This is a genomic window from Streptomyces sp. NPDC046712 (assembly GCF_040645695.1).
In the GTDB taxonomy this organism is placed as follows: domain Bacteria; phylum Actinomycetota; class Actinomycetes; order Streptomycetales; family Streptomycetaceae; genus Streptomyces.
In genome coordinates, this window is record NZ_JBEYYW010000029.1 from 20,282 (window position 1) to 42,047 (window position 21,766).

Sequence of the window (21,766 nt, forward strand, 5' to 3'; positions counted from 1 at the left end):
CGACGACGGAGATGCGGTGACCATGGGGAGCACCCGGCGGCCGACCCTGGCCGATGTGGCGGCGCGGGTCGGTGTGACCCCGAAGACCGTGTCCCGGGTGCTCAACGAGGACGGGCCGGTCTCCGAGGCGACCCGGGCGAAGGTGCTCGCGGTCGTCGAGGAGCTGGGCTTCCGCCCCAATCTCATGGCCCGCAACATGCGGGTGGGGGCGCGGGACTCCACGGTCGGCCTGGTCGTGCCGGACATGGGCAACCCCTTCTTCGGCACGGTCGCGGGCGGCGTCGAGGACGTCGTACGGGACCGTGGGCTCACGCTCCTGATGGGGTCGTCGGGCGAGCGTGAGCCGATGGAGCACGCGCTGATCACCACGTTCCTCGCGCGGCGGATCAGCGGCCTGCTCGTCGTCCCGGCGGCCGGCAGCGACCACCGCTTCCTGCGCCGGGAGCGGGAGAGCGGTCTGCCGGTGGTCTTCGTGGACCGGCCGGGCTCGGGGCTCGCGGCGGACGCGGTGGTCAGCGCGAACGAGGAGGGTGCGCGGGCGGGTGTGGCGCACCTGATCGCGCACGGGCACCGCCGGATCGCCTTCATCGGCGACCGGCCGGCCACGCTCTACACCCGCAAGACACGGCAGCGCGGCTACCGGTCGGCGCTGGATGCGGCGGGGATCGGCCACGACCCGGCGCTGGTCGTCACGGCCCACGACCCGTACGCCGCGGGGGTCGCCGTACGGCGTCTCCTTGCGCTGGCCGACCCGCCGACGGCCGTGTTCGCTGCGAACAACTTCGCCTCGCTCGGGGTCGTACCCGCGCTGGCGGAGGCGGGCCGCCGTGACGTGGCCCTGGTCGGCTTCGACGACCTGCCGTTGGCGGCGGTCCTGGAGCCCGGCCTGACGGTCGTGGCCCAGGACCCGGCGGCGGTCGGCCGCGCGGCGGCGGAGCAGATCCTGGCCCGCCTCGGCGGCGACCGCTCCCGCGCGACGACGCACACGGTCCCGGTGCGTCTGATCGAGCGCGGCTCGGGCGAACTGCCGCCGCGGACCGGTTGAACTCCCCCATGTCGCCCCTCGCCCGGCTCCCCGGTCTCGGTGAGGACCGCGTCCCGGTGGAACTTGATCACGTTCCCGAGACGCTCGGCGTGCTGGTCGGCACGGAAGGTCATCGTGCCCGGGCGACGAAGTCCTCGTAGGCGCGGCGCACCCGGTCCTCCAGTTCGGCATGGCCGCTCGCCGCAACGACGCCTTCCTCGCCCTGACCGCCACCGTCGCGCCCGAGCTGCTCACCCCGCCGGTGAGCGTGGCCCGGCTGCTGCTGCACCCCCGGGGCCTGGCGCCCCGGATCGTGAACATCGACGAGTAGGCCCGGCACATCCTCAACCGCCTGACGGCGGAGGGTGTCCAGAATCCGGACAACCGGCTCACGGAACTGCTCGCCGAGCTGAAGCTGGAGGCCTTCCTCCCCGCGGACGAGCGCAGCGCCGCCCTGCTCGCCGAGCTGGGGCCGCGTCGGCATCCGACACATAGGCGTGATGCGATGAAGGCATGCGCATCACTCTGACCACCTGGTCCCTCGAACAGACCTCGCCGTCCGACCTCCGCCCCTCCCCCGCGCCCGAGGGGGACGACGTCACGATCAGGCGCGCCGAGGTGCCCTCGCCGGAGTACAGCCGCTTCCTCTATACGGCGGTCGGTGGCGACATCCGCTGGAACGACCGGCTGTCGCTCACGTACAAGCAGTGGCAGGAGATCGTCGAGAAGCCGGGGTCCGAGATCTGGGTGGCCTACGACCGGGGCACGCCGGCCGGGTACGTCGAGCTCGACCCGCAGGACGACGGCGTCGTCGAGATCGTCTACTTCGGGCTGATCCCGGCCTTCCGTGGGCGCCGGATCGGCGGCCATCTGCTCTCCTACGGCGTTCAGCGCGCCTGGGACCTGGCCGAGCGCTGGCCGGACCGCGAGGAGACGCGCCGGGTGTGGCTCCACACCTGCTCACTGGACGGGCCGCACGCGATGGACAACTATCTGAGGCGCGGGTTCAAGCTCTTCGACACCAAGGTGGAGGAGGTCGAGGAGTCCGAGGCCCCCGGCCCCTGGCCCGGCGCCCACGCCTGACCCCCTTTTCACCCCACCCGCCTCAACTGCCCCACCCCCAGACGTGACCCACGGCACACCGTCTCGCGATGCGGGACGGTCGTGTCCACATTTCGGACGAAGCTGGACTGGGTCCAAAGTCCCGTGACAGGCTTCCGTCATGTCTGGAACTGGAATTGCCTTGGTGAGTCGGCGGCACGTCGACCTCGGCCGCATGTCCAGCGCCATCTGTCCGGCGCGCTGAGAGAACCAGCACCGCCGCGATCTCCTTTTCTGACCCACCCGCTGCGCACCGTCGCGCCGTCACCTGACCCGAGTACGAGTGTGCTGGTCAGAGCCGCCCTCCCGCAGTCCCGAAGGACAAAACGCCATGGCCGCCACCCCTGAAATCCCCGCACCCGCTACGCCCCGCCGCAAGGTGAGCCGTCACCGTGGCGAGGGTCAGTGGGCCGTGGGGCACTTCACCCCGCTGAACGGCAATGAGCAGTTCAAGAAGGACGACGACGGTCTCAATGTGCGGACACGTATTGAGACGATCTACTCCAAGCGTGGATTCGACTCCATCGACCCCAACGACCTGCGCGGCCGTATGCGGTGGTGGGGCCTCTACACCCAGCGCAAGGAAGGCCTCGACGGCACCAAGACCGGTGTCCTGGAGCCGGAGGAGCTGGACGCGGAGTACTTCATGCTCCGGGTCCGCATCGACGGCGGCCGGCTGACGACCGAGCAGCTGCGGGTCATCGGCGAGATCTCGCAGGAGTTCGCGCGCGGCACCGCCGACATCACCGACCGGCAGAACGTCCAGTACCACTGGATCCGTATCGAGGACGTCCCGGAGATCTGGAACCGCCTGGAGGCGGTCGGCCTGTCGACGACCGAGGCCTGCGGTGACACCCCGCGCGTCATCCTCGGCTCGCCGGTCGCCGGCATCGCCGAGGACGAGATCATCGACGGCACCCCCGCCATCGACGAGATCTACCGCCGGATCGTGGGCAACAAGGACTTCTCCAACCTGCCCCGCAAGTTCAAGTCGGCGGTCTCCGGCTCGCCGCTGCTCGACGTGGCGCACGAGATCAACGACATCGCCTTCGTCGGCGTGAACCACCCGGAGCACGGGCCCGGTTTCGACGTCTGGGTCGGCGGCGGCCTCTCCACCAACCCCAAACTGGGTGTGCGCCTGGGCACCTGGGTCTCGCTCGACGAGGTCCCGGACGTCTACGAGGGCGTCATCTCGATCTTCCGCGACTACGGCTACCGCCGGCTGCGCACCCGCGCCCGGCTGAAGTTCCTCGTCGCCGACTGGGGCCCGGAGAAGTTCCGCCAGGTCCTGGAGGACGAGTACCTGAAGCGCAAGCTGACGGACGGACCGGCCCCGGAGCAGCCTGCCGGGCAGTGGCGGGACCACGTCGGCGTCCACAAGCAGCAGGACGGCCGCTTCTACGTCGGCTTCGCGCCGCGCGTCGGCCGCGTCGACGGCACCACGCTCACCAAGATCGCGGAGATCGCCGAGGCGCACGGTTCGGGCCGCGTCCGTACCACCGCCGAGCAGAAGATGATCGTCCTGGACATCGAGGAGGCGCAGGTCGAGTCGATCGTCTCCGCCCTCGAGTCGCTGGACCTGCGGGTCAACCCCTCGCCGTTCCGGCGCGGCACGATGGCCTGCACCGGTATCGAGTTCTGCAAGCTGGCGATCGTCGAGACGAAGGCGCGCGGTGCCTCGCTCATCGACGAACTCGAGCGCCGCATCCCCGAGTTCGACGAGCCGATCACCATCAACATCAACGGCTGCCCCAACGCCTGCGCCCGTATCCAGGTGGCGGACATCGGTCTCAAGGGTCAGCTGGTCCTGGACGACGAGGGCAACCGCGTCGAGGGCTACCAGGTGCACCTGGGCGGCGCCCTCGGTCTGGAGGCGGGCTTCGGCCGCAAGGTCCGTGGCCTGAAGGTCACCTCGGCCGAGTTGCCGGACTACGTCGAGCGGGTCCTCAAGCGCTTCCAGGAGGAGCGCGAGGACGGCGAGCGCTTCGCCACCTGGGCGGCCCGGGCCTCGGAAGAGGCCCTGTCATGAGCGAGCGCGCTGCCCCGTTCTACTGCCCGTACTGCGGCGACGAGGACCTGTTCCCGCACGAGCAGGGTCACGGCGCCTGGGAATGCCGGGCGTGCAGTCGAGCCTTCCAGTTGAAGTTCCTGGGGCTCCTCGCCCCGGGCACTTCGAGCAACTCCACTGGAGGGGAAGATATATGACGACGACTCAGGCCACCGAGGCCACCGACCTGAAGGCGCTCGCCGAGCAGGCCGGCCGCGACCTGGAGGACGCCTCCGCGCTGGAGATCCTCCAGTGGGCGGCCGACACCTTCGGCAACCGCTTCTGCGTCACCTCCTCCATGGAGGACGCCGTGGTCGCCCACCTCGCCTCGCGCGCCATGCCCGGAGTGGATGTCGTCTTCCTCGACACCGGCTACCACTTCCCCGAGACCATCGGCACCCGGGACGCGGTCGACGCGGTGATGGACGTCAACGTCATCACCCTGACCCCGCGTCAGACGGTCGCCGAGCAGGACGCCGAGTACGGTCCGAAGCTGCACGACCGCGACCCGGACCTGTGCTGCGCGCTGCGCAAGGTCAAGCCGCTCGAGGACGGCCTGGCCGCGTACAGCGCGTGGGCGACCGGCCTGCGCCGCGACGAGTCCCCGACCCGGGCGAACACCCCGGTCGTCGGCTGGGACGAGAAGCGGCAGAAGGTCAAGATCTCCCCCATCGCCCGCTGGACGCAGGACGACGTCGACGCGTACGTCGCCGAGCACGGCGTCCTCACCAACCCGCTCCTCATGGACGGTTACGCCTCCGTCGGCTGCGCGCCCTGCACCCGCCGCGTCGCGGAGGGCGAGGACGCCCGGGCCGGCCGCTGGGCAGGCCGGACCAAGACCGAATGCGGGCTGCACGGCTGATGACGACCACCACAGAGACTTCCCAGGAGAATCACGTGACCGGTGCCACCATCTGGCTCACGGGCCTGCCGAGCGCCGGCAAGACCACGATCGCGTACGAACTCGCCGGCCGGCTGCGCGGCGAGGGCCACCGCGTCGAGGTGCTCGACGGCGACGAGATCCGCGAGTTCCTCTCCGCGGGCCTCGGCTTCAGCCGCGAGGACCGGCACACCAATGTGCAGCGGATCGGCTTCGTGTCCGAGCTGCTCGCGTCGAACGGTGTGAAGGTCCTGGTCCCGGTCATCGCTCCGTACGAGGACAGCCGCGAGGCCGTCCGCAAGCGTCACCAGTCCGAGGGCACCCCCTATGTCGAGGTGCACGTGGCCACTCCGGTGGACGTGTGCTCCGTACGCGATGTGAAGGGGCTGTACGCCAAGCAGGCCGCGGGCGAGCTCCAGGGGCTCACCGGGGTCGACGACCCGTACGACGAGCCGCGGAACCCCGATCTGCGGATCGAGTCCCAGAACCAGACCGTGCAGGAGTCGGCAGCACAGCTCCACGCGCTGCTCACCGAGAGGGGTCTCGCATGACGACCGCCGTTACCGTGAACGAGGCGACCGACAGCCCGTTCGCGCTGTCGCACCTGGACTCGCTCGAGTCCGAGGCCGTCCACATCTTCCGTGAGGTGGCGGGCGAGTTCGAGCGGCCGGTGATCCTCTTCTCCGGCGGCAAGGACTCGATCGTCATGCTGCACCTGGCGCTCAAGGCGTTCGCGCCCGCGCCGGTGCCGTTCACGCTGCTGCACGTCGACACCGGGCACAACTTCCCCGAGGTCATCGAGTACCGCGACCGCGTCGTGGCCCAGCACGGGCTGCGGCTGCACGTCGCCTCCGTGCAGGAGTACATCGACGCCGGGAAGCTGCGCGAGCGTCCCGACGGGACGCGCAACCCGCTCCAGACGGTGCCGCTGACCGAGGCGATCCAGCAGCACCGTTTCGACGCCGTCTTCGGCGGCGGCCGGCGCGACGAGGAGAAGGCCCGCGCCAAGGAGCGGGTGTTCTCGCTGCGCGACGAGTTCTCGCAGTGGGACCCGCGCCGGCAGCGCCCGGAGCTGTGGCAGCTCTACAACGGCCGCCACGCACCCGGTGAGCACGTCCGTGTCTTCCCGCTGTCGAACTGGACCGAGCTCGACGTGTGGCAGTACATCCAGCGGGAGAAGATCGAGCTCCCCGAGATCTACTTCGCCCACGAGCGCGAGGTGTTCGCCCGCAACGGCATGTGGCTGACGGCCGGCGAGTGGGGCGGCCCGAAGGAGTCCGAGACGGTCGAGACGCGGCTCATCCGCTACCGCACCGTCGGTGACATGTCCTGCACGGGCGCCGTCGACTCCGACGCCCGCACGCTGGACGCCGTGATCGCCGAGATCGCCGCCTCCCGGCTCACCGAGCGGGGCGCGACCCGCGCCGACGACAAGATGTCCGAGGCCGCGATGGAAGACCGCAAGCGCGAAGGGTACTTCTAGCCATGACGAGCACCACCGAGCAGTTCGCCGACGTGGCGGCCACCACCCTGCTGCGCTTCGCCACCGCCGGGTCCGTCGACGACGGCAAGTCCACCCTGGTGGGCCGTCTCCTGCACGACTCCAAGTCGGTCCTCACCGACCAGCTGGAGGCCGTCGAGGCCGCGTCCCTCAAGCGTGGTCAGGAGGCACCCGACCTGGCGCTGCTGACCGACGGTCTGCGGGCCGAGCGCGAGCAGGGCATCACCATCGACGTGGCCTACCGCTACTTCGCGACCCCGCGGCGCCGGTTCATCCTGGCCGACACCCCGGGCCACGTGCAGTACACCCGCAACATGGTCACGGGTGCCTCGACCGCCGAGCTGGCCGTGGTCCTGGTCGACGCGCGCAACGGTGTGGTCGAGCAGACCCGCCGCCACGCGGCCGTCGCCGCCCTGCTGCGCGTGCCGCACGTGGTCCTGGCCGTGAACAAGATGGACCTCGTCGACTACGCGGAGCCCGTCTTCGCGGCGATCGCCGAGGAGTTCACGCAGTACGCGTCCGAGCTCGGCGTCCCGGAGATCACCGCGATCCCGATCTCGGCGCTGGCCGGCGACAACGTGGTGGAGCCCTCCGCCAACATGGACTGGTACGGCGGCCCGACCGTGCTTGAGCACCTGGAGACGGTCCCGGTCAGCCATGACCTGACGGCCTGCCACGCGCGCTTCCCGGTGCAGTACGTGATCCGTCCGCAGACCGCCGAGCACCCCGACTACCGGGGTTACGCCGGTCAGATCGCGGCCGGTGCGTTCCGGGTCGGCGAGCAGATCACCGTCCTGCCGTCGGGCCGGACCTCCACGATCACGGCGATCGACGCGCTGGGCGAGTCGGTCGACATCGCCTGGGCCCCGCAGTCGGTGACGATCCGGCTTGCCGACGACATCGACATCTCGCGCGGCGACCTCCTCGCCCCGAGCGGTGACGCCCCGGCCACCAGCCAGGACGTCGAGGCGACGGTCTGCCACGTGGCGGACCAGCCGCTGACCGTCGGGCAGCGGGTGCTGCTGAAGCACACCACCCGCACGGTCAAGGCGATCGTCAAGGAGATCCCGTCCCGGCTGACCCTGGACGACCTCTCCCAGCACCCCGAGCCGGGGCAGCTGGTCGCCAACGACATCGGCCGGGTCAAGGTCCGTACCGCGGAGCCGCTCGCGCTCGACGCGTACGCCGACTCCCGCCGTACCGGCTCGTTCCTGCTGATCGACCCCGCGGACGGCACCACGCTCGCGGCCGGCATGGCGGGCGAGTCCTTCGCCGGCGCCAAGGCCGCGGCCGTCGCGGAGACCACGGAAGACGAAGGGTGGGACTTCTGAGATGAGCATCGACGTCTACAGCACCTTCGCCAAGGAGGGGGGCCGGGTGGGTTCCGGCGCCCTCGGTGCGGGCCGCGGAGGTGTCGCGCGATGTGCGTGCTGACGCCGATGCGCCGCGTACGCGGCGCGATCCCGCTCCACCTGCTCCACCTCGAACGACATAGACGAAGAAGACTTCGAAGACCCTGAGGGGAACCTTTCGTGCCTGCCTCCCGTACCACCCTGCGCCGCTCCTTCGCCGCCGCCGCGGCTCTGCCGCTGCTGATCGGCGCACTCGCCTCCTGCGGCTACGGCTCCGAGGCCAAGAACGACGAGAAGAAGGTGGCCGCCGAGGGCGAGAAGCTCTCGGCCGACACGGTCCGGCTCGGGTACTTCCCGAACCTGACGCACGCCACCGCCCTGGTCGGCGACCAGGAGGGCATCATCCAGAAGGAGCTGGGCGGCACGCAGCTGAAGGTCTCGACCTTCAACGCCGGCCCCTCCGAGATCGAGGCGCTCAACGCCGACTCGATCGACATCGGCTTCATCGGCCCCTCCCCCTCGATCAACGGCTACACCAAGTCCAAGGGCAAGAACCTGCGCATCATCGCCGGTTCGGCCTCCGGCGGCGTGAAGCTGGTCGTGAACCCGGCCAAGATCAAGACCCTGGACGACATCAAGGGCAAGCGGATCGCGACCCCGCAGCTCGGCAACACCCAGGACGTGGCCTTCCTCAACTGGATCTCGGAGAAGGGCTGGAAGGTCGACGCCCAGAGCGGCAAGGGCGACGTCTCCGTGCTCCGTACGGACAACAAGGTGACCCCGGACGCCTACAAGGCCGGCTCGATCGACGGCGCCTGGGTGCCGGAGCCTACCGCGTCCAAGCTGGTCAGCGAGGGCGCGAAGGTGCTGCTCGACGAGTCCACGCTGTGGCCCGACAAGAAGTTCGTGATCACGAACATCATCGTGTCGCAGAAGTTCCTCACCGAGCACCCGGACGTCGTCGAGGCGGTGCTGCGCGGCTCGGTGAAGACCAACGAGTGGATCAACGCCAACCAGGCGAAGGCCAAGGAGTCGGCGAACGCCAAGCTGAAGGAGCTCACCGGCAAGCCGCTGGGCGCGAAGGTCATCGACGGTGCCTGGCCCTCGATCCAGTTCACCAACGACCCGCTGGCCGCCACGCTCCAGGCCCAGGCGGACCACGCGGTGAAGGCCGGTCTGCTCAAGCAGCCCGACCTGGCCGGCATCTACGACCTGAAGCCGCTCAACAAGGTCCTGAAGGCCGCCGGGCAGCCCGAGGTCTCCGACGCCGGTCTCGGCGTCAAGTAACAAGTCCGCAGCTCATACCCAGGAGGTGACGACCATGGCCACGACCGCGACGCTCGCCAAGGCCGAGGACCGTGCGGCGGTGACGCACGCCGCCCGTATCGAGCACGTCTCGAAGTCCTTCGGCGGACCCAACGGCGGGCAGCTCGTTCTCGACGACATCTCTCTCGATGTCGCCCCGGGCGAGTTCGTCACCCTCCTGGGTGCCTCGGGCTGCGGAAAGTCCACCCTGCTCAACCTGGTCGCCGGGCTCGACCGGCCGTCCGCGGGGTCCATCGAGACCCCCGGCGGCCGGCCGGCCCTGATGTTCCAGGAGCACGCCCTGTTCCCGTGGCTCACCGCGGGCAAGAACATCGAACTGGCCCTGCGGCTGCGCGGGGTCCCGAAGGCCGAGCGCCGCCCGGAGGCGGAGCGCCTGCTCGAGCTGGTGCGGCTCACGGGCTCGTACGGCAAGCGGGTGCACGAGCTGTCCGGCGGTATGCGCCAGCGTGTGGCGCTCGCCCGGGCGCTCGCCCAGGACAGCGATCTGCTGCTGATGGACGAGCCGTTCGCGGCGCTCGACGCGATCACCCGCGACGTGCTGCACGACGAGCTCACCCGGATCTGGCGGGAGACGAAGCTGTCGGTGCTGTTCGTCACCCACAACGTGCGCGAGGCCGTGCGGCTGGCCGAGCGCGTGGTGCTGCTGTCGTCCCGGCCGGGGCGGATCGCCCGGGAGTGGACCATCGACATCCCGCAGCCGCGCCGCATCGAGGACGCCGCCGTGGCGGAGCTGTCCGTCGAGATCACCGAAGAACTGCGTGAGGAGATCCGCCGTCATGGCCAGCACTGATACGACGACGTCGACGGCCGCCAAGGCCGACGACCTGGCCGGTCTGGAGGCGGGCCTCGACGCGCTCGACGCCGTGCAGGTGAACCGCACGCCTCTGCGCGAGGTCGTGCTGAAGAAGGTGCTGCCGCCGGTCACGGCCGTGGTGCTGGTGCTGGTGGTCTGGCAGCTCCTGGTGCTGGCCGAGGTCACCGACGAGTCCAAGCTGCCGGCACCGTCCGCGGTGTGGGACAGCGTGACCACCATGTGGCTGGAGGGCACGCTCCTCGAGGTCCTCTGGACCAGTGTGTCGCGCGCCCTGCTCGGCTTCCTGATGGCGCTCGCGATCGGCACCCCGCTGGGTCTGCTCGTCGCCCGGGTGAAGTTCGTCCGGGCCGCCATCGGACCGGTCCTCGCGGGTCTGCAGTCCCTGCCGTCCGTGGCCTGGGTCGCCCCGGCCGTGCTGTGGATCGGCCTCAACGACTCGATGATGTACGCGGTCATCCTGCTGGGCGCCGTGCCGTCGATCGCCAACGGTCTGGTGGCCGGTGTCGACCAGGTCCCGCCGCTCTTCCTGCGGGCCGGGCGGACGCTGGGCGCGACCGGGCTCAGGGGCGCCTGGCACATCGTGATGCCGGCCGCGCTGCCGGGCTATCTCGCGGGTCTGAAGCAGGGCTGGGCGTTCTCCTGGCGCTCGCTGATGGCCGCCGAGATCATCGCCTCCTCGCCCGATCTGGGTCTGGGGCTCGGTCAGCTGCTCGAGAACGGCCGCAACAACTTCGACATGCCGGGGATCTTCCTGGCCATCATCCTGATCCTGCTCGTCGGTGTCGCCATCGACCTGCTGATCTTCAGCCCGCTGGAGCGCGCGGTGCTGCGCCGCCGCGGCCTGCTGGTGAAGGCCTGACCATGAGCGCCCCCGTTCTCCTCGTCATCGCCCACGGCAGCCGTGACCCGCGGCACGCGGCGACCGTGCACGCGCTGGTGCGCCGTGCCCGGGCGCTGCGGCCGGGGGTGCGCGTGGAGACGGCGTTCCTGGACTTCAACCTGCCGTCGGTGCCCGGGGTGCTCGACCGGCTCGCGGCCGACGGCGTACGGGACGTGGTGGCGCTGCCGCTGCTGCTGACCCGGGCCTTCCACGCGAAGTCCGACATCCCGGCCGTGCTGCGCCAGGCGCCGCCCGGCCTGCGGATCCGCCAGGCGGAGGTGCTCGGCCCGTCGCCGCTGCTGGTCGCGGCGGTGGAGCGCCGGCTGTACGAGGCCGGGCTGACGCCCGGCGCCAAGCGCTCGACCGGGGTCGTCCTGGCCTCGGCGGGCTCCACGGACCCGGACGCGATCGCGGTGATCGCAGCTGTGTCTTCCCGGGGGACAACCCCCGGACCCCCGGCAGCAACCCCCGCGTGGCGCCGGGCGGTCGCCGAGATGAAGCGCTCGACCGGGGTCGTCCTGGCCTCGGCGGGCTCCACGGACCCGGAGGCGATCGCGGTGATCGCAGAAACGGCGCGGGAGCTGCGGCGCACCGGTTGGTGCTCCGTGCGGCCCGCGTTCGCCTCCGCATCTCTCCCCCGTACCGAGGACGCGGTCCGGGCGATGCGCGCCGACGGCGTCCGCCGGGTGGCGGTGGCCCCCTACGTCATCGCCCCCGGCCGTCTGCCGGACCGCATCGCGGCGGGCGCGGCGGAGGCCGACGTCCTGGCGGACGTCCTCGGCCCCTCGCCTGAGCTGGCCCAGCTGCTGATCGAGCGGTACGAGGAGCGCTACGCGCTGCGCACCGAGGGCATCGCGGCACAGGCCGCGGGCTAGGCGGCGCCGGGCAGGCCCCGCCCGGCGATCATGACCGCTCCACGTTCTCGGAGTGACCTGCGCCACACGGTGTCACAACGAACGCTCATGCGGTGTCTTAAGGCCGAACCCCGGCGAACGAAGGAGACACCATGACTGAGAACACCGACGTGGTCGTGATCGGTGGCGGGTACGCCGGCGTCATGGCGGCCAATCGCCTGACGCAGCGCGGCGACGTGACGGTGACGTTGATCAACCCGCGTGCGACCTTCGTCGAGCGGATCCGCCTGCACCAGCTGGTGGGCGGGACGAACGACGCGGTCGTCGACTACCGCGAGGTCCTGGGCGAGGGCGTCCGGCTGGTGGTCGACAGCGTGACCCGGATCGACGCGGCGGGGCGCGGTCTGGAGCTGGCGTCGGGTGGCAGGGTCGGTTACGACTACCTGGTCTACGCGGTGGGCAGTGGCAGCGCCGACCCCCGGGTGCCCGGGGCGGCTGAGTTCGCCTATCCGATCGCCGATCTGGAGGAGGCGGAGCGGCTGCGGCCGGTCCTGGACGCCGCGTCCGCTGCGGCTCCGGTGACGGTGGTCGGTGCAGGTCCGACCGGCATCGAGACGGCCGCCGAGCTGGCGGAGGCGGGCCGCGCGGTGACCCTGGTGTGCGGCGGGGTCCTCGGCCCCTACCTGCACGCCCGGGGCCGGCGCTCGGTCGCCGGGCGGCTGGCCAGGCTCGGGGTGAGCGTGGTCGACGGGCCCGACACGAAGGTGACGGCGGTGACCCGCGAGGCCGTGCGGCTCGCCGACGGCCGCGAGCTGCCGAGCGAGGTGACCATCTGGACCGCCGGATTCGGTGTGCCGGACCTGGCGGTGCGCAGCGGGCTGAGCACCGACGCGCTGGGCCGGCTGCTCACGGACGAGACGCTGACCAGCGTGGACGACGAGCGCATTGTCGCGGCCGGGGATTCGGCGGCGCCCTCGGGCCTGCCGCTGCGGATGAGCTGCCAGGCCGCGATGCCGCTGGGCGCACGGGCCGCCGACACGATCCTCAGCCGGATCGCCGGTGAGCAGCCCTCGCCCCTCAACCAGGTGTTCGCCGGCCAGTGCATCAGCCTGGGCCGACGTGCCGGTATCTTCCAGTTCGCCCACAAGCACGATGTCGCGCTGTGGTTCCACATCGCCGGCCGACCTGGCGCGAAGCTCAAGGAGTTCGTGTGCAAGGGCACCGTCAAGCACCTGGCCGATGAGGCGCACAAGCCCGGCGGGTACGGCCTGCACCGCGTGTCGGGAGGTACCAAGCGCCAGGAGCTGCTCCAGGCCAAGCACGGCGAGGCGACGGCCACCGCCGAACCGGCGGCGTGACCAGGTATCGAGGAAAAGGATTCGAGACATGAGCGAGCACGCCACCGACCCGGCGACCGAGGCGTTCATCGCCCACCGCAACCTGCTCTTCACCGTCGCGTACGAGATGCTCGGATCGGCGGCCGACGCCGAGGACGTCCTCCAGGAGACCTGGCTGCGCTGGGTCGACGTCGACCGGGAGCAGGTGCGGGACCACCGTGCCTACCTCGTCCGGATCACGACCCGGCAGGCGCTCAACAGGCTGCGCACCATGAGCCGCCGCAAGGAGGCGTACGTCGGCCCGTGGCTGCCCGAACCGCTGCTCACCGCTCCGGACGTGGCCGAGGACGTCGAACTCGCCGAGAGTGTGTCGATGGCGATGATGCTCGTCCTCGAGACGCTGTCGCCGACCGAACGCGCCGTCTTCGTGCTGCGCGAGGCCTTCGACGTCGGCTACGACGAGATCGCGGTCGCCGTCGACAAGAGCCCGGCGGCCGTGCGTCAGATCGCACACCGCGCCCGCCGGCACGTCGACGCCCGCCGCCCTCGCCAGGTCGTCTCCGCGAGCGAGACCCGGGCGGCTGTGGAGTCGTTCCGGCGCGTGCTCGAAACCGGGAACCCGCAGGACCTGCTCGACGTGCTCGCCCCGCAGGTCGTCCTGATGAGCGACGGCGGCGGCGTCAAGCGGGCCGCGCTGCGGCCGGTTGTCGGCGCCGAGAAGGTGGCCCGCTTCATGACCGGTCTCGCCAAGACCAAGCAGTCGGTCGTCGTCGAACCCACCGTGGTCAACGGCAACCCGGCACTCCTCGTCCACGTGGACGGCGAGTTCGACGGCATCATGGCCATCCATGTCGAGGACGCCCGCATCACCGGCCTCTACTACGTCCGCAACCCGGAGAAGCTGACCCGCATCACATCCGAGAACCCGCTCACCCTGCGATGAACACCGGCGATGAACACCGGTGGCGCGCCGGGACCTTCAGTCCGACGGCGGCCAGGGACCGGCGAGCAGCCGCTCGGCCTCCGCGACGATCGCTTCGGCGAGGTGCTCGCGGGTGCCGCGCCGGACCGCCTCCCAGTCGTTGTACGCCTCGACCGTGTCGACCAGCGGCCGGAGCGCCTGCGGCCGAGCCAGCGCGCCCCAGCCCTCGTACGTGATGATGTCGCCGCCGGCCCCCGGCGCCAGACTGCCGTTCACGATCAGCCGGAGCCACCAGCGCACGAGTTCCCAGCGGGCCGCTTCCCAGGGGATACCGGTGTCGTCGGCGGGCAGGTCCTCGGTCAGGCCCAGCTCGGCCAGGACCTGGTCGAAAAGCGCGTCGGCGTTCTCGTGCTCGGTGCGCAGCAGGCCGGCGAGCAGGGGAAGCGACTCCGCCTCGACGTCGAGCATCAGCGCGGTGAGCCCTGCCTCCACCAGCTGGTGCGGGGAGAGTTGACGGCCGATCAGGCGCTCCAGCGCCAGGATCCGCAGATGCTCGACCGCCTCCTGCGCGGTGACGGCGTACGGGGTGTACGGCGTGGGCGCGGTGACGTCGATGCCCGGACCGCCCGCGACGAAGTACGACCAGAAGTCGACGGTCGTGTGGGCCAGGCGGCTGGTCGATCGGCCGGCGAATTCGCACTGGATGTAGTCGCTGAGGTCGTTCCCGTACATGATGATGTCGGTCTGCCAGACGGACAGCACGGGGTGCCCGGACTCGCCCGCCGTGCCGGGCAGGTAACGGTGTCCGTAGACCGGGACCAGCTGCGGCACGGTCGCCAGCTCCGACCTCGCGACGCGCAGCGCGTCGGATGTCTCCGCGGGTCTCGACGGCCAGGCAGGATGCCAGAACCCGTTGTGCTCCACGTCGAAGAGCACGCCCTCCACCGGCCACGCCAGCCGCTCGGCCAGGTCCTCGGGGTCGCCGTGCCGCCAGTCGGGCCAGTGCGGTGAACCGTGCGGGAGTCCGGCGGCGAGAAAGACCCTGTGGTCCGCCGAGAAGGTGAAGCCGAACCGGGCCTCGATCCCGCCGAGTTCACGGTCGGTGAGGCCCGGCCCGATCTCGGCGCGGAGCAGGTTCTGCAAGGCCCTGGCGGCTTCGAGGGTCAAGGGCGGGGGCGACGGGGTGACCATCCCGTCAGCTTAGGGACGGACCCTGGGGACCTGGGTCCTGGGGTCGCGGCCGCTGGTGGCGAGGGCGCGCTCGAGGTCGGAGGCGTTCTCCGGCAGCTCGACGGGGTCGGCGAAGCCGTCGTACTGGCGGTAGACCTCGGCGTGCTCCTCGACGACCGCGCGCACGAACGTCCCCGTCGCGTCGGGGACGGTGAAGTCCTGGCCGGTGGAGCGGGCCAGGTCCCAGCCGTGCAGGGTGAGTTCCTTGACGATGAGCGAGGCGATCACCGGTGCCGGCATGGTCATGTAACCGGTGCCCACGTCGCCCTCCCAGACGTCCGGCTTCTCCCAGGCCGCGAGCGCCCGGTCGAGCTGGGCCGCGTACCGGTCCGCCCAGTCGGCGTCGGCCGTGAAGTCGCGCTGGACGGTCTCCTCGGGGAGCTGCCGGCGCAGGGCGCGGTGCTCCAGGCCGTGGGAGGAGTAGAGGACGAGGTGGTTGACGAGTTCGCGGACGGTCCAGTCGGCGCAGACGGACGGCCGGCCGAGCTGGTCGGCGGTGACGCCGCGGGCGACGCGGGCGGCCTCGGCGGCGCAGACAGTGAGATGGGTGTGGATGTCGTTCATGCCGCCGAGGCTACGAAGCGTGCGATTGCCCGGTCTTGAAGAATCGCGACAGGGTCGCGCTCAGCCGAAGTCGAGCCCGCCCGTCCGGGTCCGCTTGAGTTCGAACAGGTCGGAGTGGCCGGCGAGCACCCGGAAGCTGTCGAAGAGGTCGGCCGCCTCCCGGCCGCGCGGGATGGCCCGCAGGACCGGCCCGAACCAGACCGTGCCGTCGACGTGGATGGTCGGCGTGCCGACGTACCCGTCGGCCTCCGGGTCCTTGCCGGCGTCGTGGCTGCGCCGGACCGCCTCGTCGTAGGTGTCGTCGTGCGCGGCCTCGGCCAGTTCGGCCGGCAGGCCGAGCTCCGCGAGGGACTCGGCGATCACCGCGTCGAAGTCCTTCTGCTTCTCCTGGTGGATGCGGGTGCCGTACGCGGTGTAGAGCGGGCGCAGGACCTCGTCGCCGTGCTTCTCGGCAGCCGCGGCCGCCACCCGCACCGGGCCGATCGACTTGTCGACGAGCTCCCGGTACCAGTCGGGCAGTTCGTTGCCGACGTTGTGGAAGTACAGGCTCATCACCCGGAAGCGCAGCTCGATGTCGCGGTGCTGCTCGACCTCCAGCATCCAGCGGGAGGTGATCCAGGCGAAGGGGCAGGCGGGGTCGAAGTAGAAGTCGACGACGGTCCTGGGCTGCGTCTCGGTGGTCATGGCAGGAGCCTAGCCAGCGACCGGCCGCCGTCTTCGGTCCATTCACGACTCCGTCAACTGGGCCACTTCCGGCGGGAACCCCGGTGATTGTTGTAGCGTCCATCCATGATCTCGGAGACGTACGCGCTCGGCGGTGACCTTCCCGTACGGCGGCTCGGCTACGGAACGGCCCAGCTCACCGGCCCCGGCTACTGGGGGCCGCGCGGCGAGCGGACGGACGCGGTCGCCGTCCTGCGGCGGGCGGTGGAGCGGGGCGTCACGCTGATCGACACGGCCGACAACTACGGCCCCGGCATCGCCGAGGAGCTGGTCGCGGAGGCGCTGCACCCCTACCGGGACGGGCTGGTGATCGCGACCAAGGGCGGGGTCGTGCGGACGAGCGACAGCGCCTGGCACGTGGAGGGCCGGCCGGAGCGGCTGCGCGCGATGTGCGAGGCGAGTCTGCGGCGGCTGCGGACGGACCGGATCGACCTGTACCAGCTGCACCGGCTCGACCCCGAGGTGCCGATGGCCGAGCAGCTCGGCGCTCTCGACGAGCTGCGCGCGGAGGGCAAGATCCGGCACATCGGCCTGGACTCGGTGACGGCGGAGCAGGTGGCGCAGGCGCTGGCGCTGACGTCCTCGATCGTCTCGGTGCAGAACCGCTTCAACCTCCTGGACCGAGGGTCGGCGGCGGTGCTGGAGGTCTGCGAGGCGCACGGCCTGGCGTTCCTGCCGTGGTTCCCCCTGGCCAACGGCGCACTGACCGGTGAGGCCGCGGCGGCGCTGGACGCGGTGGCGGGGCGGCTGGGGGCGAGCCGGGGGCAGGTCGCGCTGGCGTGGTTGCTGCACCACTCCCGCGTGCTGCTGCCGACCCCCGGCACCGGTTCGCTCACGCACCTGGAGGAGAACCTGGACGCCGCCGCGCTCCGGCTCGACGCGTCCGAGCTCTCCCTCCTGGACGCGCTCGCCGGACTCCCCGTCCCCTCGTGACCGGCGTCAGGCGCTCGTGAGGATGACGAGCTGCTGGGTCGCTCGGGTCATCGCCACATAGCGGTCGACCGCTCCTTCGACGCCCTCGCCGAACGTGTCCGGATCGATGAGGACGACCAGGTCGAACTCGAGCCCCTTCGACAGCGCCGGGGTCAGCGACCGGACTCGGGACGTCTCCCGGAACGAGCCCTCGCCGATGTCACCGGTGCCGATGACGCAGGCGATGCCCTCGGCGTGCGCGTCGAGCCAGGTGTCGAGGATCGCGTCCAGATCCGAGACGGGTCCGTGGACGACGGGGATGCCGTTGCTGCGGATGGAGGTCGGCACGTTGGCGTCGGGGAGCGCGGCCCGGATGACCGGCTCGGCCTCCGTCATGACCTCTTCCGGGGTGCGGTAGTTGACGGTCAGGGAGGTCATGGTGATCCGGTTGAGCCCGACGCGTTCGAGCCGTTCCTCCCACGACTCCGTGAACCCGTGCCTGGCCTGGGCGCGGTCCCCGACGATGGTGAAGCTCCGGGACGGGCAGCGGAGCAGCAGCATCTGCCATTCCGCGTCGGTCAGTTCCTGAGCTTCGTCCACGACGATGTGCGCGAAGGGGCCGGCGAGCAGGTCCCGTTCGGTGGTGGCCAGTTCGGACTCGTCGACCAGGCTGATCTGGGCGTCCTTGCCCCGCAACATCGTCACCAGGCCTTCGCCGTCGTCACCGTCGGCGCCGGAGTCGGACGCGGCGTCGATCAGGTTGTCGACGACCTGCGCCATGCGCTCGCGCTGGGCGGCGAGGGTGGCCTCGTACCGACGCTTCCGCCGGGACGCCTCCGGGTCGCCGAGCCGCTGCCGAGCCGCGTCGAGGAGCGGCAGGTCGGACACCGTCCAGGCCTGGGGGGCCTCCTTGCGCTGGAGCTTGCGCACCTCGTCGCGGTCGAGCCAGGGCGCGCACATCCGCAGGTAGGCGGGGACCGACCACAGGTCGCCGACGAGGTCGGCCGCTTCGAGCAGCGGCCACGCGCCGTTGAGGGTCGTGACCAGCTCCTTGTCCCGCATGAGCGAGGTGCGGAACTGTTCGGGCGAGACGTCGCCGTCGAACTTGTCCATCAGGATCGTGACCAGTTCCTCCCAGATCTGCTCACGCGCTTCGTTGTGCGGAGTTCCTCGGCCCGCCGCCTCGAACGCCTCGGCCCAGTCGTCGGCGCTCAGCCGGATGTCGGCCCAGTCGGTCGTGACCGTCATCCCCTCGGTGGGCGGCTCCTCGTAGAATCTGACGGCCTTCTCCACCGCCTTCACCATGTCCGCGGACGACTTGAGGCGGGCCACGTCCGGGTCGGTCTCGACGGCGGCCGTGGCGCCCTCGTCGACGAGGTCCCGCAGGGTGCAGGTCTGGACGCCCTCCTCGCCGAGGCTGGGCAGGACGTCTTCGACGTACGCCAGGTAGGGCCGGTGCGGACCGACGAACAGCACGCCGCCCTTACGGTGACCGAGCCGCGGGTCGGAGTAGAGGAGGTGGGCGGTGCGGTGCAGGGCGACGACCGTCTTGCCCGTACCCGGACCGCCGTCGACGACGAGCGCACCACGGGACTCCGCCCGGATGATGGCGTCCTGGTCGGCCTGGATGGTGGCGAGCACGTCCCGCATCCGGGAGGACCGGTTGCTGCCCAGGCTGGCGATGAACGCGGACTGGTCGTCGAGCGCGGCATGCCCTTCGAGACCGTCGGCGGTGAACACCTCGTCCCAGTAGTCGCTGATCCGGCCGCGGGTCCAGCGGTACCTGCGGCGGCTCGCCAGGCCCATCGGGTTGGCGTGGGTCGCCGCGAAGAACGGCTCCGCAGCGGGAGAGCGCCAGTCGAGCAGCAGCCGACGGCCGTCGCTGTCGGTGAGGCCGAGCCGTCCGATGTACACGGGCTCGGCGTCGTCCGCGCCGACGACGCGTCCGAGGCACAGGTCCAGTCCGAAGCGACGCAGGGCACGCAGCCGGCCGGTCAGCCGGTGGATCTCCGTGTCGCGCTCCATCGCCTCCCGGCCGATGCCGCCGGGCGCCCTGCGCACGGCGTCGAGACGGTCGGACAGCTCGGTGATCGACTGCTCGAGGCTCTCCGCGATGGCCGCGAAGTGCTGCTCGTCGCCGGCGATCAGGGTCGGGTCGGCCTTGAGGGAGATCGAGTCGGAGAGTTCGAACGCGCTGGTGGTCAGGGGCTGCAAGTGGTGAGTCTCCATTTATCGCAGGTTCCGGCTGAGGCCTGCGATTCTGCGGCATGACCGGGGCCTTGCCGCAAGCCCCCCAGTGCGCTATAAGTTAAGAGTGGCAGGGAGTACGTACTCCCTGCCTTTGTCGTTCTCCGGGGGCGGGACTTCAGTCCCGGGTCATCTCCACGAGCTTGACCACGGTGTTCCAGTTGCGCGTGGTGGCCACGACGCCCTTGACGACGGCGGGCCGGGAAAGCGCCTCGCCGAGCTTGGACCTGCCCAGACCCTCGGGGGCGTAGAGGTAGAGCGCGCGGTCGCCGAGCCGGAACTCCTCGGGCAGGAAGGCGGCCTGGTCGAGGGCGGCGAACCGCTCCGGGCCGACCGGCTCGGAGAAGAACGTGACGTGGAGCTGCTTGCCCTCCAGCTCGGCGGCGGGGAAGGGGCAGGCGTCGGCGACGGCGGCGAGGTACTCCGCGTCGCGGACGAGGCAGTCGACACGGAAGCCGAACCGCTTCTCGATGGCGTTCTCGACGGCGGCGGTGACGTCCTCGTCGCGCTGCTCGTCGGCGTCGGTGGTGAAGACCGCGTTCCCGCTCTGCAGATAGGTCCGGACGTCACGGTGGCCGAGCTCTTCGAGCACTGAACGGAGCTCCGCCATCGGCACCTTGCGGTGTCCGCCCACGTTGATTCCGCGCAGCAGTGCGGCGTACGTCGTCGTCATGGTCACACCATAGGGCGGCCGCCGTGCCCCGTGGGGGAGGGCACGGCGGCCGCCGGTCAACAGGGCGGAGCCGCTACTCGACGATCTTGAGCAGCTTGTTGGCGGTGCCCGCGGAGGGGTTGCTGATCTTGTCCGCCGTCGCTCCGGACACCAGCGCCTGGGCGACCTGGTCCGGGGTGGCGTCGGGGTGTGCCGCGAGGTACACGGCGGCGGCGCCGACGACGTGCGGGGTCGCCATGGACGTACCCGAGATCGTCTTGGTGCCGGTGTCGCTGTCGTTCCAGGCCGAGGTGATCTCCGAGCCGGGGGCGTAGAGGTCCACCACGGAACCGAAGTTGGAGAAGCTGGACTGCTGGTCGTCCTCGGTCGAGGAGGCGACGGTGATCGCCTCCTGGACACGGGAGGGGGAGCCCTGGCCCGCGTCGGAGGACTCGTTGCCGGCGGCGACACCGAAGGTCACGCCGGAGGCGATGGCCTTCTTGACGGCCTCGTCGAGGGCCGGGTCGGCGCCTCCGCCGAGGCTCATGTTCGCGACGGACGGGCCCTGGTGGTTCTTGGTGACCCAGTCGATGCCGGCTACGACCTGCTCGGTGGTGCCGGAGCCGTTGTCGTCCAGGACGCGGACGGCGACGATCTTGGCCTTCTTGGCGACACCGTGGGCGGTGCCGGCGATGGTGCCGGCGACATGGGTGCCGTGGCCGTTGCCGTCCTGGGCCGTGTTGTCGTTGTCGATGGCGTCGAAGCCGTCGGCGGCTCGGCCGCCGAAGTCCTCGTGGCTGACGCGGACTCCGGTGTCGATGACGTACGCGGTGACGCCCTCGCCGGCCTTGTCGGGGTAGGTGTACTTCTTGTCCCCGGCCGTGTCGGCCTGGTCGACCCGGTCCAGACCCCAGGACGGCGGGTCGGTCTGGGTGGCGTTGATGGAGAACTTCTTGTTCTGGACGACCTTGGCGACGGCCGGGTCGGCGGCCAGGCGCTTGGCCTCGGTCTCCGAAAGGTCGTTCACCGAGAAGCCGTTGACGGCGGAGTCGTAGCTACGGCGCAGGGTGCCGCCGTACTCCTTCGCCAGCTCGCCCTTGTCGGCCTTCTCGTCCAGCAGGACGACGTAGCTGCCTGCGACGGCGCCTTCGGCGCCGAGTCCGTAGACCGTCCCGAGGGCGGGCGTGGGGGCCGCGCCGGCGAACGGGCTTGTGAGGACGGTGACTCCGGCCGCGGCCGCGATCGCGGTCGAGACGGCGATGAGCTTCGTCCGGCGGACACGCTTGTGTATTGCCATGAAGAGGGGTCTCCTCGTCAGGATTTGTGGGGGGATGCGCCACTGGAAGGAAAGTCTCCGGTGGCTGCCTCGAAACCCTTGCTCATTGACGAGTGCAAATCAA

23 protein-coding genes are annotated in these 21,766 nt (G+C 70.8%); 17 read left to right on the forward strand and 6 right to left on the reverse strand.

Translation table 11 applies throughout. The annotated features are described in order from the left end of the window. Positions 1–22 precede the first annotated feature (22 nt). The 16 genes from ABZ939_RS29920 to ABZ939_RS29995 all read left to right on the forward strand — a co-directional run bounded on the left by ABZ939_RS29920 (position 23) and on the right by ABZ939_RS29995 (position 14,059). Positions 23–1,045 carry a LacI family DNA-binding transcriptional regulator gene (locus ABZ939_RS29920; RefSeq protein ID WP_361861877.1) on the forward strand — a complete coding sequence of 341 codons (1,023 nt, stop codon included), beginning with the start codon at positions 23–25 and terminating at the stop codon, positions 1,043–1,045. Positions 1,046–1,214: 169 nt separating this feature from the next. Continuing rightward, complete coding sequence (locus ABZ939_RS29925) at positions 1,215–1,355, forward strand: hypothetical protein (RefSeq protein WP_361861880.1); 141 nt, start codon at positions 1,215–1,217, stop codon at positions 1,353–1,355. Between the two features lie 182 nt (positions 1,356–1,537). Next, positions 1,538–2,107: a GNAT family N-acetyltransferase gene (locus tag ABZ939_RS29930; protein WP_361861883.1), complete on the forward strand. Its 570-nt coding sequence runs from the start codon at positions 1,538–1,540 to the stop codon at positions 2,105–2,107. A 139-nt stretch (positions 2,108–2,246) separates the two neighbouring features. Next, positions 2,247–2,330, forward strand: a complete 84-nt coding sequence (locus ABZ939_RS29935; protein ID WP_310591794.1) for a putative leader peptide — start codon at positions 2,247–2,249, stop codon at positions 2,328–2,330. Positions 2,331–2,456: 126 nt separating this feature from the next. Next, positions 2,457–4,154 (forward strand): nitrite/sulfite reductase, encoded by a 1,698-nt coding sequence (locus ABZ939_RS29940; RefSeq protein ID WP_361861886.1) that lies wholly within the window; start codon positions 2,457–2,459, stop codon positions 4,152–4,154. After that, complete coding sequence (locus tag ABZ939_RS29945) at positions 4,151–4,330, forward strand: hypothetical protein (RefSeq protein ID WP_361861889.1); 180 nt, start codon at positions 4,151–4,153, stop codon at positions 4,328–4,330. Before ABZ939_RS29940 ends, ABZ939_RS29945 begins: the two co-directional genes overlap by 4 nt. Continuing rightward, positions 4,327–5,034, forward strand: a complete 708-nt coding sequence (locus tag ABZ939_RS29950) for a phosphoadenylyl-sulfate reductase (RefSeq protein WP_361861892.1) — start codon at positions 4,327–4,329, stop codon at positions 5,032–5,034. Before ABZ939_RS29945 ends, ABZ939_RS29950 begins: the two co-directional genes overlap by 4 nt. Continuing rightward, positions 5,034–5,603 carry an adenylyl-sulfate kinase gene (gene cysC / locus ABZ939_RS29955; RefSeq protein ID WP_361861895.1) on the forward strand — a complete coding sequence of 190 codons (570 nt, stop codon included), beginning with the start codon at positions 5,034–5,036 and terminating at the stop codon, positions 5,601–5,603. The genes ABZ939_RS29950 and cysC overlap by 1 nt, the downstream gene beginning before the upstream one ends. After that, complete coding sequence (cysD, locus tag ABZ939_RS29960) at positions 5,600–6,535, forward strand: sulfate adenylyltransferase subunit CysD (RefSeq protein WP_361861898.1); 936 nt, start codon at positions 5,600–5,602, stop codon at positions 6,533–6,535. Before cysC ends, cysD begins: the two co-directional genes overlap by 4 nt. A 2-nt stretch (positions 6,536–6,537) precedes the next feature. Next, a complete protein-coding gene (locus ABZ939_RS29965) occupies positions 6,538–7,884 on the forward strand; it encodes a GTP-binding protein (RefSeq protein ID WP_361861901.1) in 1,347 nt (448 codons plus the stop codon). A gap of 201 nt (positions 7,885–8,085) precedes the next feature. Continuing rightward, positions 8,086–9,192: an aliphatic sulfonate ABC transporter substrate-binding protein gene (locus tag ABZ939_RS29970; RefSeq protein ID WP_361861904.1), complete on the forward strand. Its 1,107-nt coding sequence runs from the start codon at positions 8,086–8,088 to the stop codon at positions 9,190–9,192. 34 nt (positions 9,193–9,226) lie between these two features. After that, complete coding sequence (locus ABZ939_RS29975; protein WP_361861906.1) at positions 9,227–10,021, forward strand: ABC transporter ATP-binding protein; 795 nt, start codon at positions 9,227–9,229, stop codon at positions 10,019–10,021. Continuing rightward, positions 10,008–10,904, forward strand: coding sequence for an ABC transporter permease subunit (locus tag ABZ939_RS29980; RefSeq protein ID WP_361861909.1), 897 nt, complete (start codon positions 10,008–10,010; stop codon positions 10,902–10,904). Before ABZ939_RS29975 ends, ABZ939_RS29980 begins: the two co-directional genes overlap by 14 nt. A 2-nt stretch (positions 10,905–10,906) precedes the next feature. Then, positions 10,907–11,800 (forward strand): sirohydrochlorin chelatase, encoded by an 894-nt coding sequence (locus tag ABZ939_RS29985; protein WP_361861912.1) that lies wholly within the window; start codon positions 10,907–10,909, stop codon positions 11,798–11,800. 131 nt (positions 11,801–11,931) lie between these two features. Then, entirely contained in the window at positions 11,932–13,137 is a 1,206-nt protein-coding gene (locus ABZ939_RS29990; protein ID WP_361861915.1) for an FAD-dependent oxidoreductase, read from the forward strand. Between the two features lie 28 nt (positions 13,138–13,165). Next, entirely contained in the window at positions 13,166–14,059 is an 894-nt protein-coding gene (locus tag ABZ939_RS29995; RefSeq protein ID WP_361861917.1) for an RNA polymerase sigma-70 factor, read from the forward strand. Between the two features lie 36 nt (positions 14,060–14,095). On the opposite strand, the gene ABZ939_RS30000 is transcribed toward ABZ939_RS29995, so the two are convergent. From ABZ939_RS30000 to ABZ939_RS30010, 3 genes are read right to left on the reverse strand one after another with little or no spacing between them, the layout of a single operon-like run. After that, on the reverse strand, positions 14,096–15,229 hold the full coding sequence (locus tag ABZ939_RS30000; protein WP_361861920.1) for a hypothetical protein: 1,134 nt from the start codon (positions 15,227–15,229) through the stop codon (positions 14,096–14,098). A 9-nt stretch (positions 15,230–15,238) separates the two neighbouring features. Further along, positions 15,239–15,832 (reverse strand): TIGR03086 family metal-binding protein, encoded by a 594-nt coding sequence (locus ABZ939_RS30005; protein WP_361861923.1) that lies wholly within the window; start codon positions 15,830–15,832, stop codon positions 15,239–15,241. A gap of 60 nt (positions 15,833–15,892) precedes the next feature. Further along, on the reverse strand, positions 15,893–16,516 hold the full coding sequence (locus ABZ939_RS30010) for a DsbA family protein (protein WP_361861926.1): 624 nt from the start codon (positions 16,514–16,516) through the stop codon (positions 15,893–15,895). A 105-nt stretch (positions 16,517–16,621) separates the two neighbouring features. On the opposite strand from ABZ939_RS30010, the gene ABZ939_RS30015 reads away from it, so the two are divergent. Then, positions 16,622–17,488 carry an aldo/keto reductase gene (locus tag ABZ939_RS30015; RefSeq protein WP_361861929.1) on the forward strand — a complete coding sequence of 289 codons (867 nt, stop codon included), beginning with the start codon at positions 16,622–16,624 and terminating at the stop codon, positions 17,486–17,488. 6 nt (positions 17,489–17,494) lie between these two features. Here ABZ939_RS30015 and helR read toward each other — a convergent pair whose 3' ends face one another. The 3 genes from helR to ABZ939_RS30030 all read right to left on the reverse strand — a co-directional run bounded on the left by helR (position 17,495) and on the right by ABZ939_RS30030 (position 21,663). After that, positions 17,495–19,681, reverse strand: coding sequence for an RNA polymerase recycling motor ATPase HelR (helR, locus tag ABZ939_RS30020; protein ID WP_361862125.1), 2,187 nt, complete (start codon positions 19,679–19,681; stop codon positions 17,495–17,497). Positions 19,682–19,832: 151 nt separating this feature from the next. Beyond that, on the reverse strand, positions 19,833–20,387 hold the full coding sequence (locus ABZ939_RS30025) for a DUF1697 domain-containing protein (RefSeq protein ID WP_361861932.1): 555 nt from the start codon (positions 20,385–20,387) through the stop codon (positions 19,833–19,835). Between the two features lie 73 nt (positions 20,388–20,460). Further along, positions 20,461–21,663: a S8 family serine peptidase gene (locus ABZ939_RS30030; protein ID WP_361861935.1), complete on the reverse strand. Its 1,203-nt coding sequence runs from the start codon at positions 21,661–21,663 to the stop codon at positions 20,461–20,463. Positions 21,664–21,766 lie beyond the last annotated feature (103 nt).

Coding starts and splice junctions, on each gene's coding strand:
- ABZ939_RS29920 (WP_361861877.1), top strand. CDS start 23: ATGGGGAGCACCCGGCGGCCGACCCTGGCCGATGTGGCGGCGCGGGTC.
- ABZ939_RS29925 (WP_361861880.1), top strand. CDS start 1,215: ATGGCCGCTCGCCGCAACGACGCCTTCCTCGCCCTGACCGCCACCGTC.
- ABZ939_RS29930 (WP_361861883.1), top strand. CDS start 1,538: ATGCGCATCACTCTGACCACCTGGTCCCTCGAACAGACCTCGCCGTCC.
- ABZ939_RS29935 (WP_310591794.1), top strand. CDS start 2,247: ATGTCTGGAACTGGAATTGCCTTGGTGAGTCGGCGGCACGTCGACCTC.
- ABZ939_RS29940 (WP_361861886.1), top strand. CDS start 2,457: ATGGCCGCCACCCCTGAAATCCCCGCACCCGCTACGCCCCGCCGCAAG.
- ABZ939_RS29945 (WP_361861889.1), top strand. CDS start 4,151: ATGAGCGAGCGCGCTGCCCCGTTCTACTGCCCGTACTGCGGCGACGAG.
- ABZ939_RS29950 (WP_361861892.1), top strand. CDS start 4,327: ATGACGACGACTCAGGCCACCGAGGCCACCGACCTGAAGGCGCTCGCC.
- cysC (WP_361861895.1), top strand. CDS start 5,034: ATGACGACCACCACAGAGACTTCCCAGGAGAATCACGTGACCGGTGCC.
- cysD (WP_361861898.1), top strand. CDS start 5,600: ATGACGACCGCCGTTACCGTGAACGAGGCGACCGACAGCCCGTTCGCG.
- ABZ939_RS29965 (WP_361861901.1), top strand. CDS start 6,538: ATGACGAGCACCACCGAGCAGTTCGCCGACGTGGCGGCCACCACCCTG.
- ABZ939_RS29975 (WP_361861906.1), top strand. CDS start 9,227: ATGGCCACGACCGCGACGCTCGCCAAGGCCGAGGACCGTGCGGCGGTG.
- ABZ939_RS29980 (WP_361861909.1), top strand. CDS start 10,008: ATGGCCAGCACTGATACGACGACGTCGACGGCCGCCAAGGCCGACGAC.
- ABZ939_RS29985 (WP_361861912.1), top strand. CDS start 10,907: ATGAGCGCCCCCGTTCTCCTCGTCATCGCCCACGGCAGCCGTGACCCG.
- ABZ939_RS29990 (WP_361861915.1), top strand. CDS start 11,932: ATGACTGAGAACACCGACGTGGTCGTGATCGGTGGCGGGTACGCCGGC.
- ABZ939_RS29995 (WP_361861917.1), top strand. CDS start 13,166: ATGAGCGAGCACGCCACCGACCCGGCGACCGAGGCGTTCATCGCCCAC.
- ABZ939_RS30000 (WP_361861920.1), bottom strand. CDS start 15,229: ATGGTCACCCCGTCGCCCCCGCCCTTGACCCTCGAAGCCGCCAGGGCC.
- ABZ939_RS30005 (WP_361861923.1), bottom strand. CDS start 15,832: ATGAACGACATCCACACCCATCTCACTGTCTGCGCCGCCGAGGCCGCC.
- ABZ939_RS30010 (WP_361861926.1), bottom strand. CDS start 16,516: ATGACCACCGAGACGCAGCCCAGGACCGTCGTCGACTTCTACTTCGAC.
- ABZ939_RS30015 (WP_361861929.1), top strand. CDS start 16,622: ATGATCTCGGAGACGTACGCGCTCGGCGGTGACCTTCCCGTACGGCGG.
- ABZ939_RS30025 (WP_361861932.1), bottom strand. CDS start 20,387: ATGACGACGACGTACGCCGCACTGCTGCGCGGAATCAACGTGGGCGGA.
- ABZ939_RS30030 (WP_361861935.1), bottom strand. CDS start 21,663: ATGGCAATACACAAGCGTGTCCGCCGGACGAAGCTCATCGCCGTCTCG.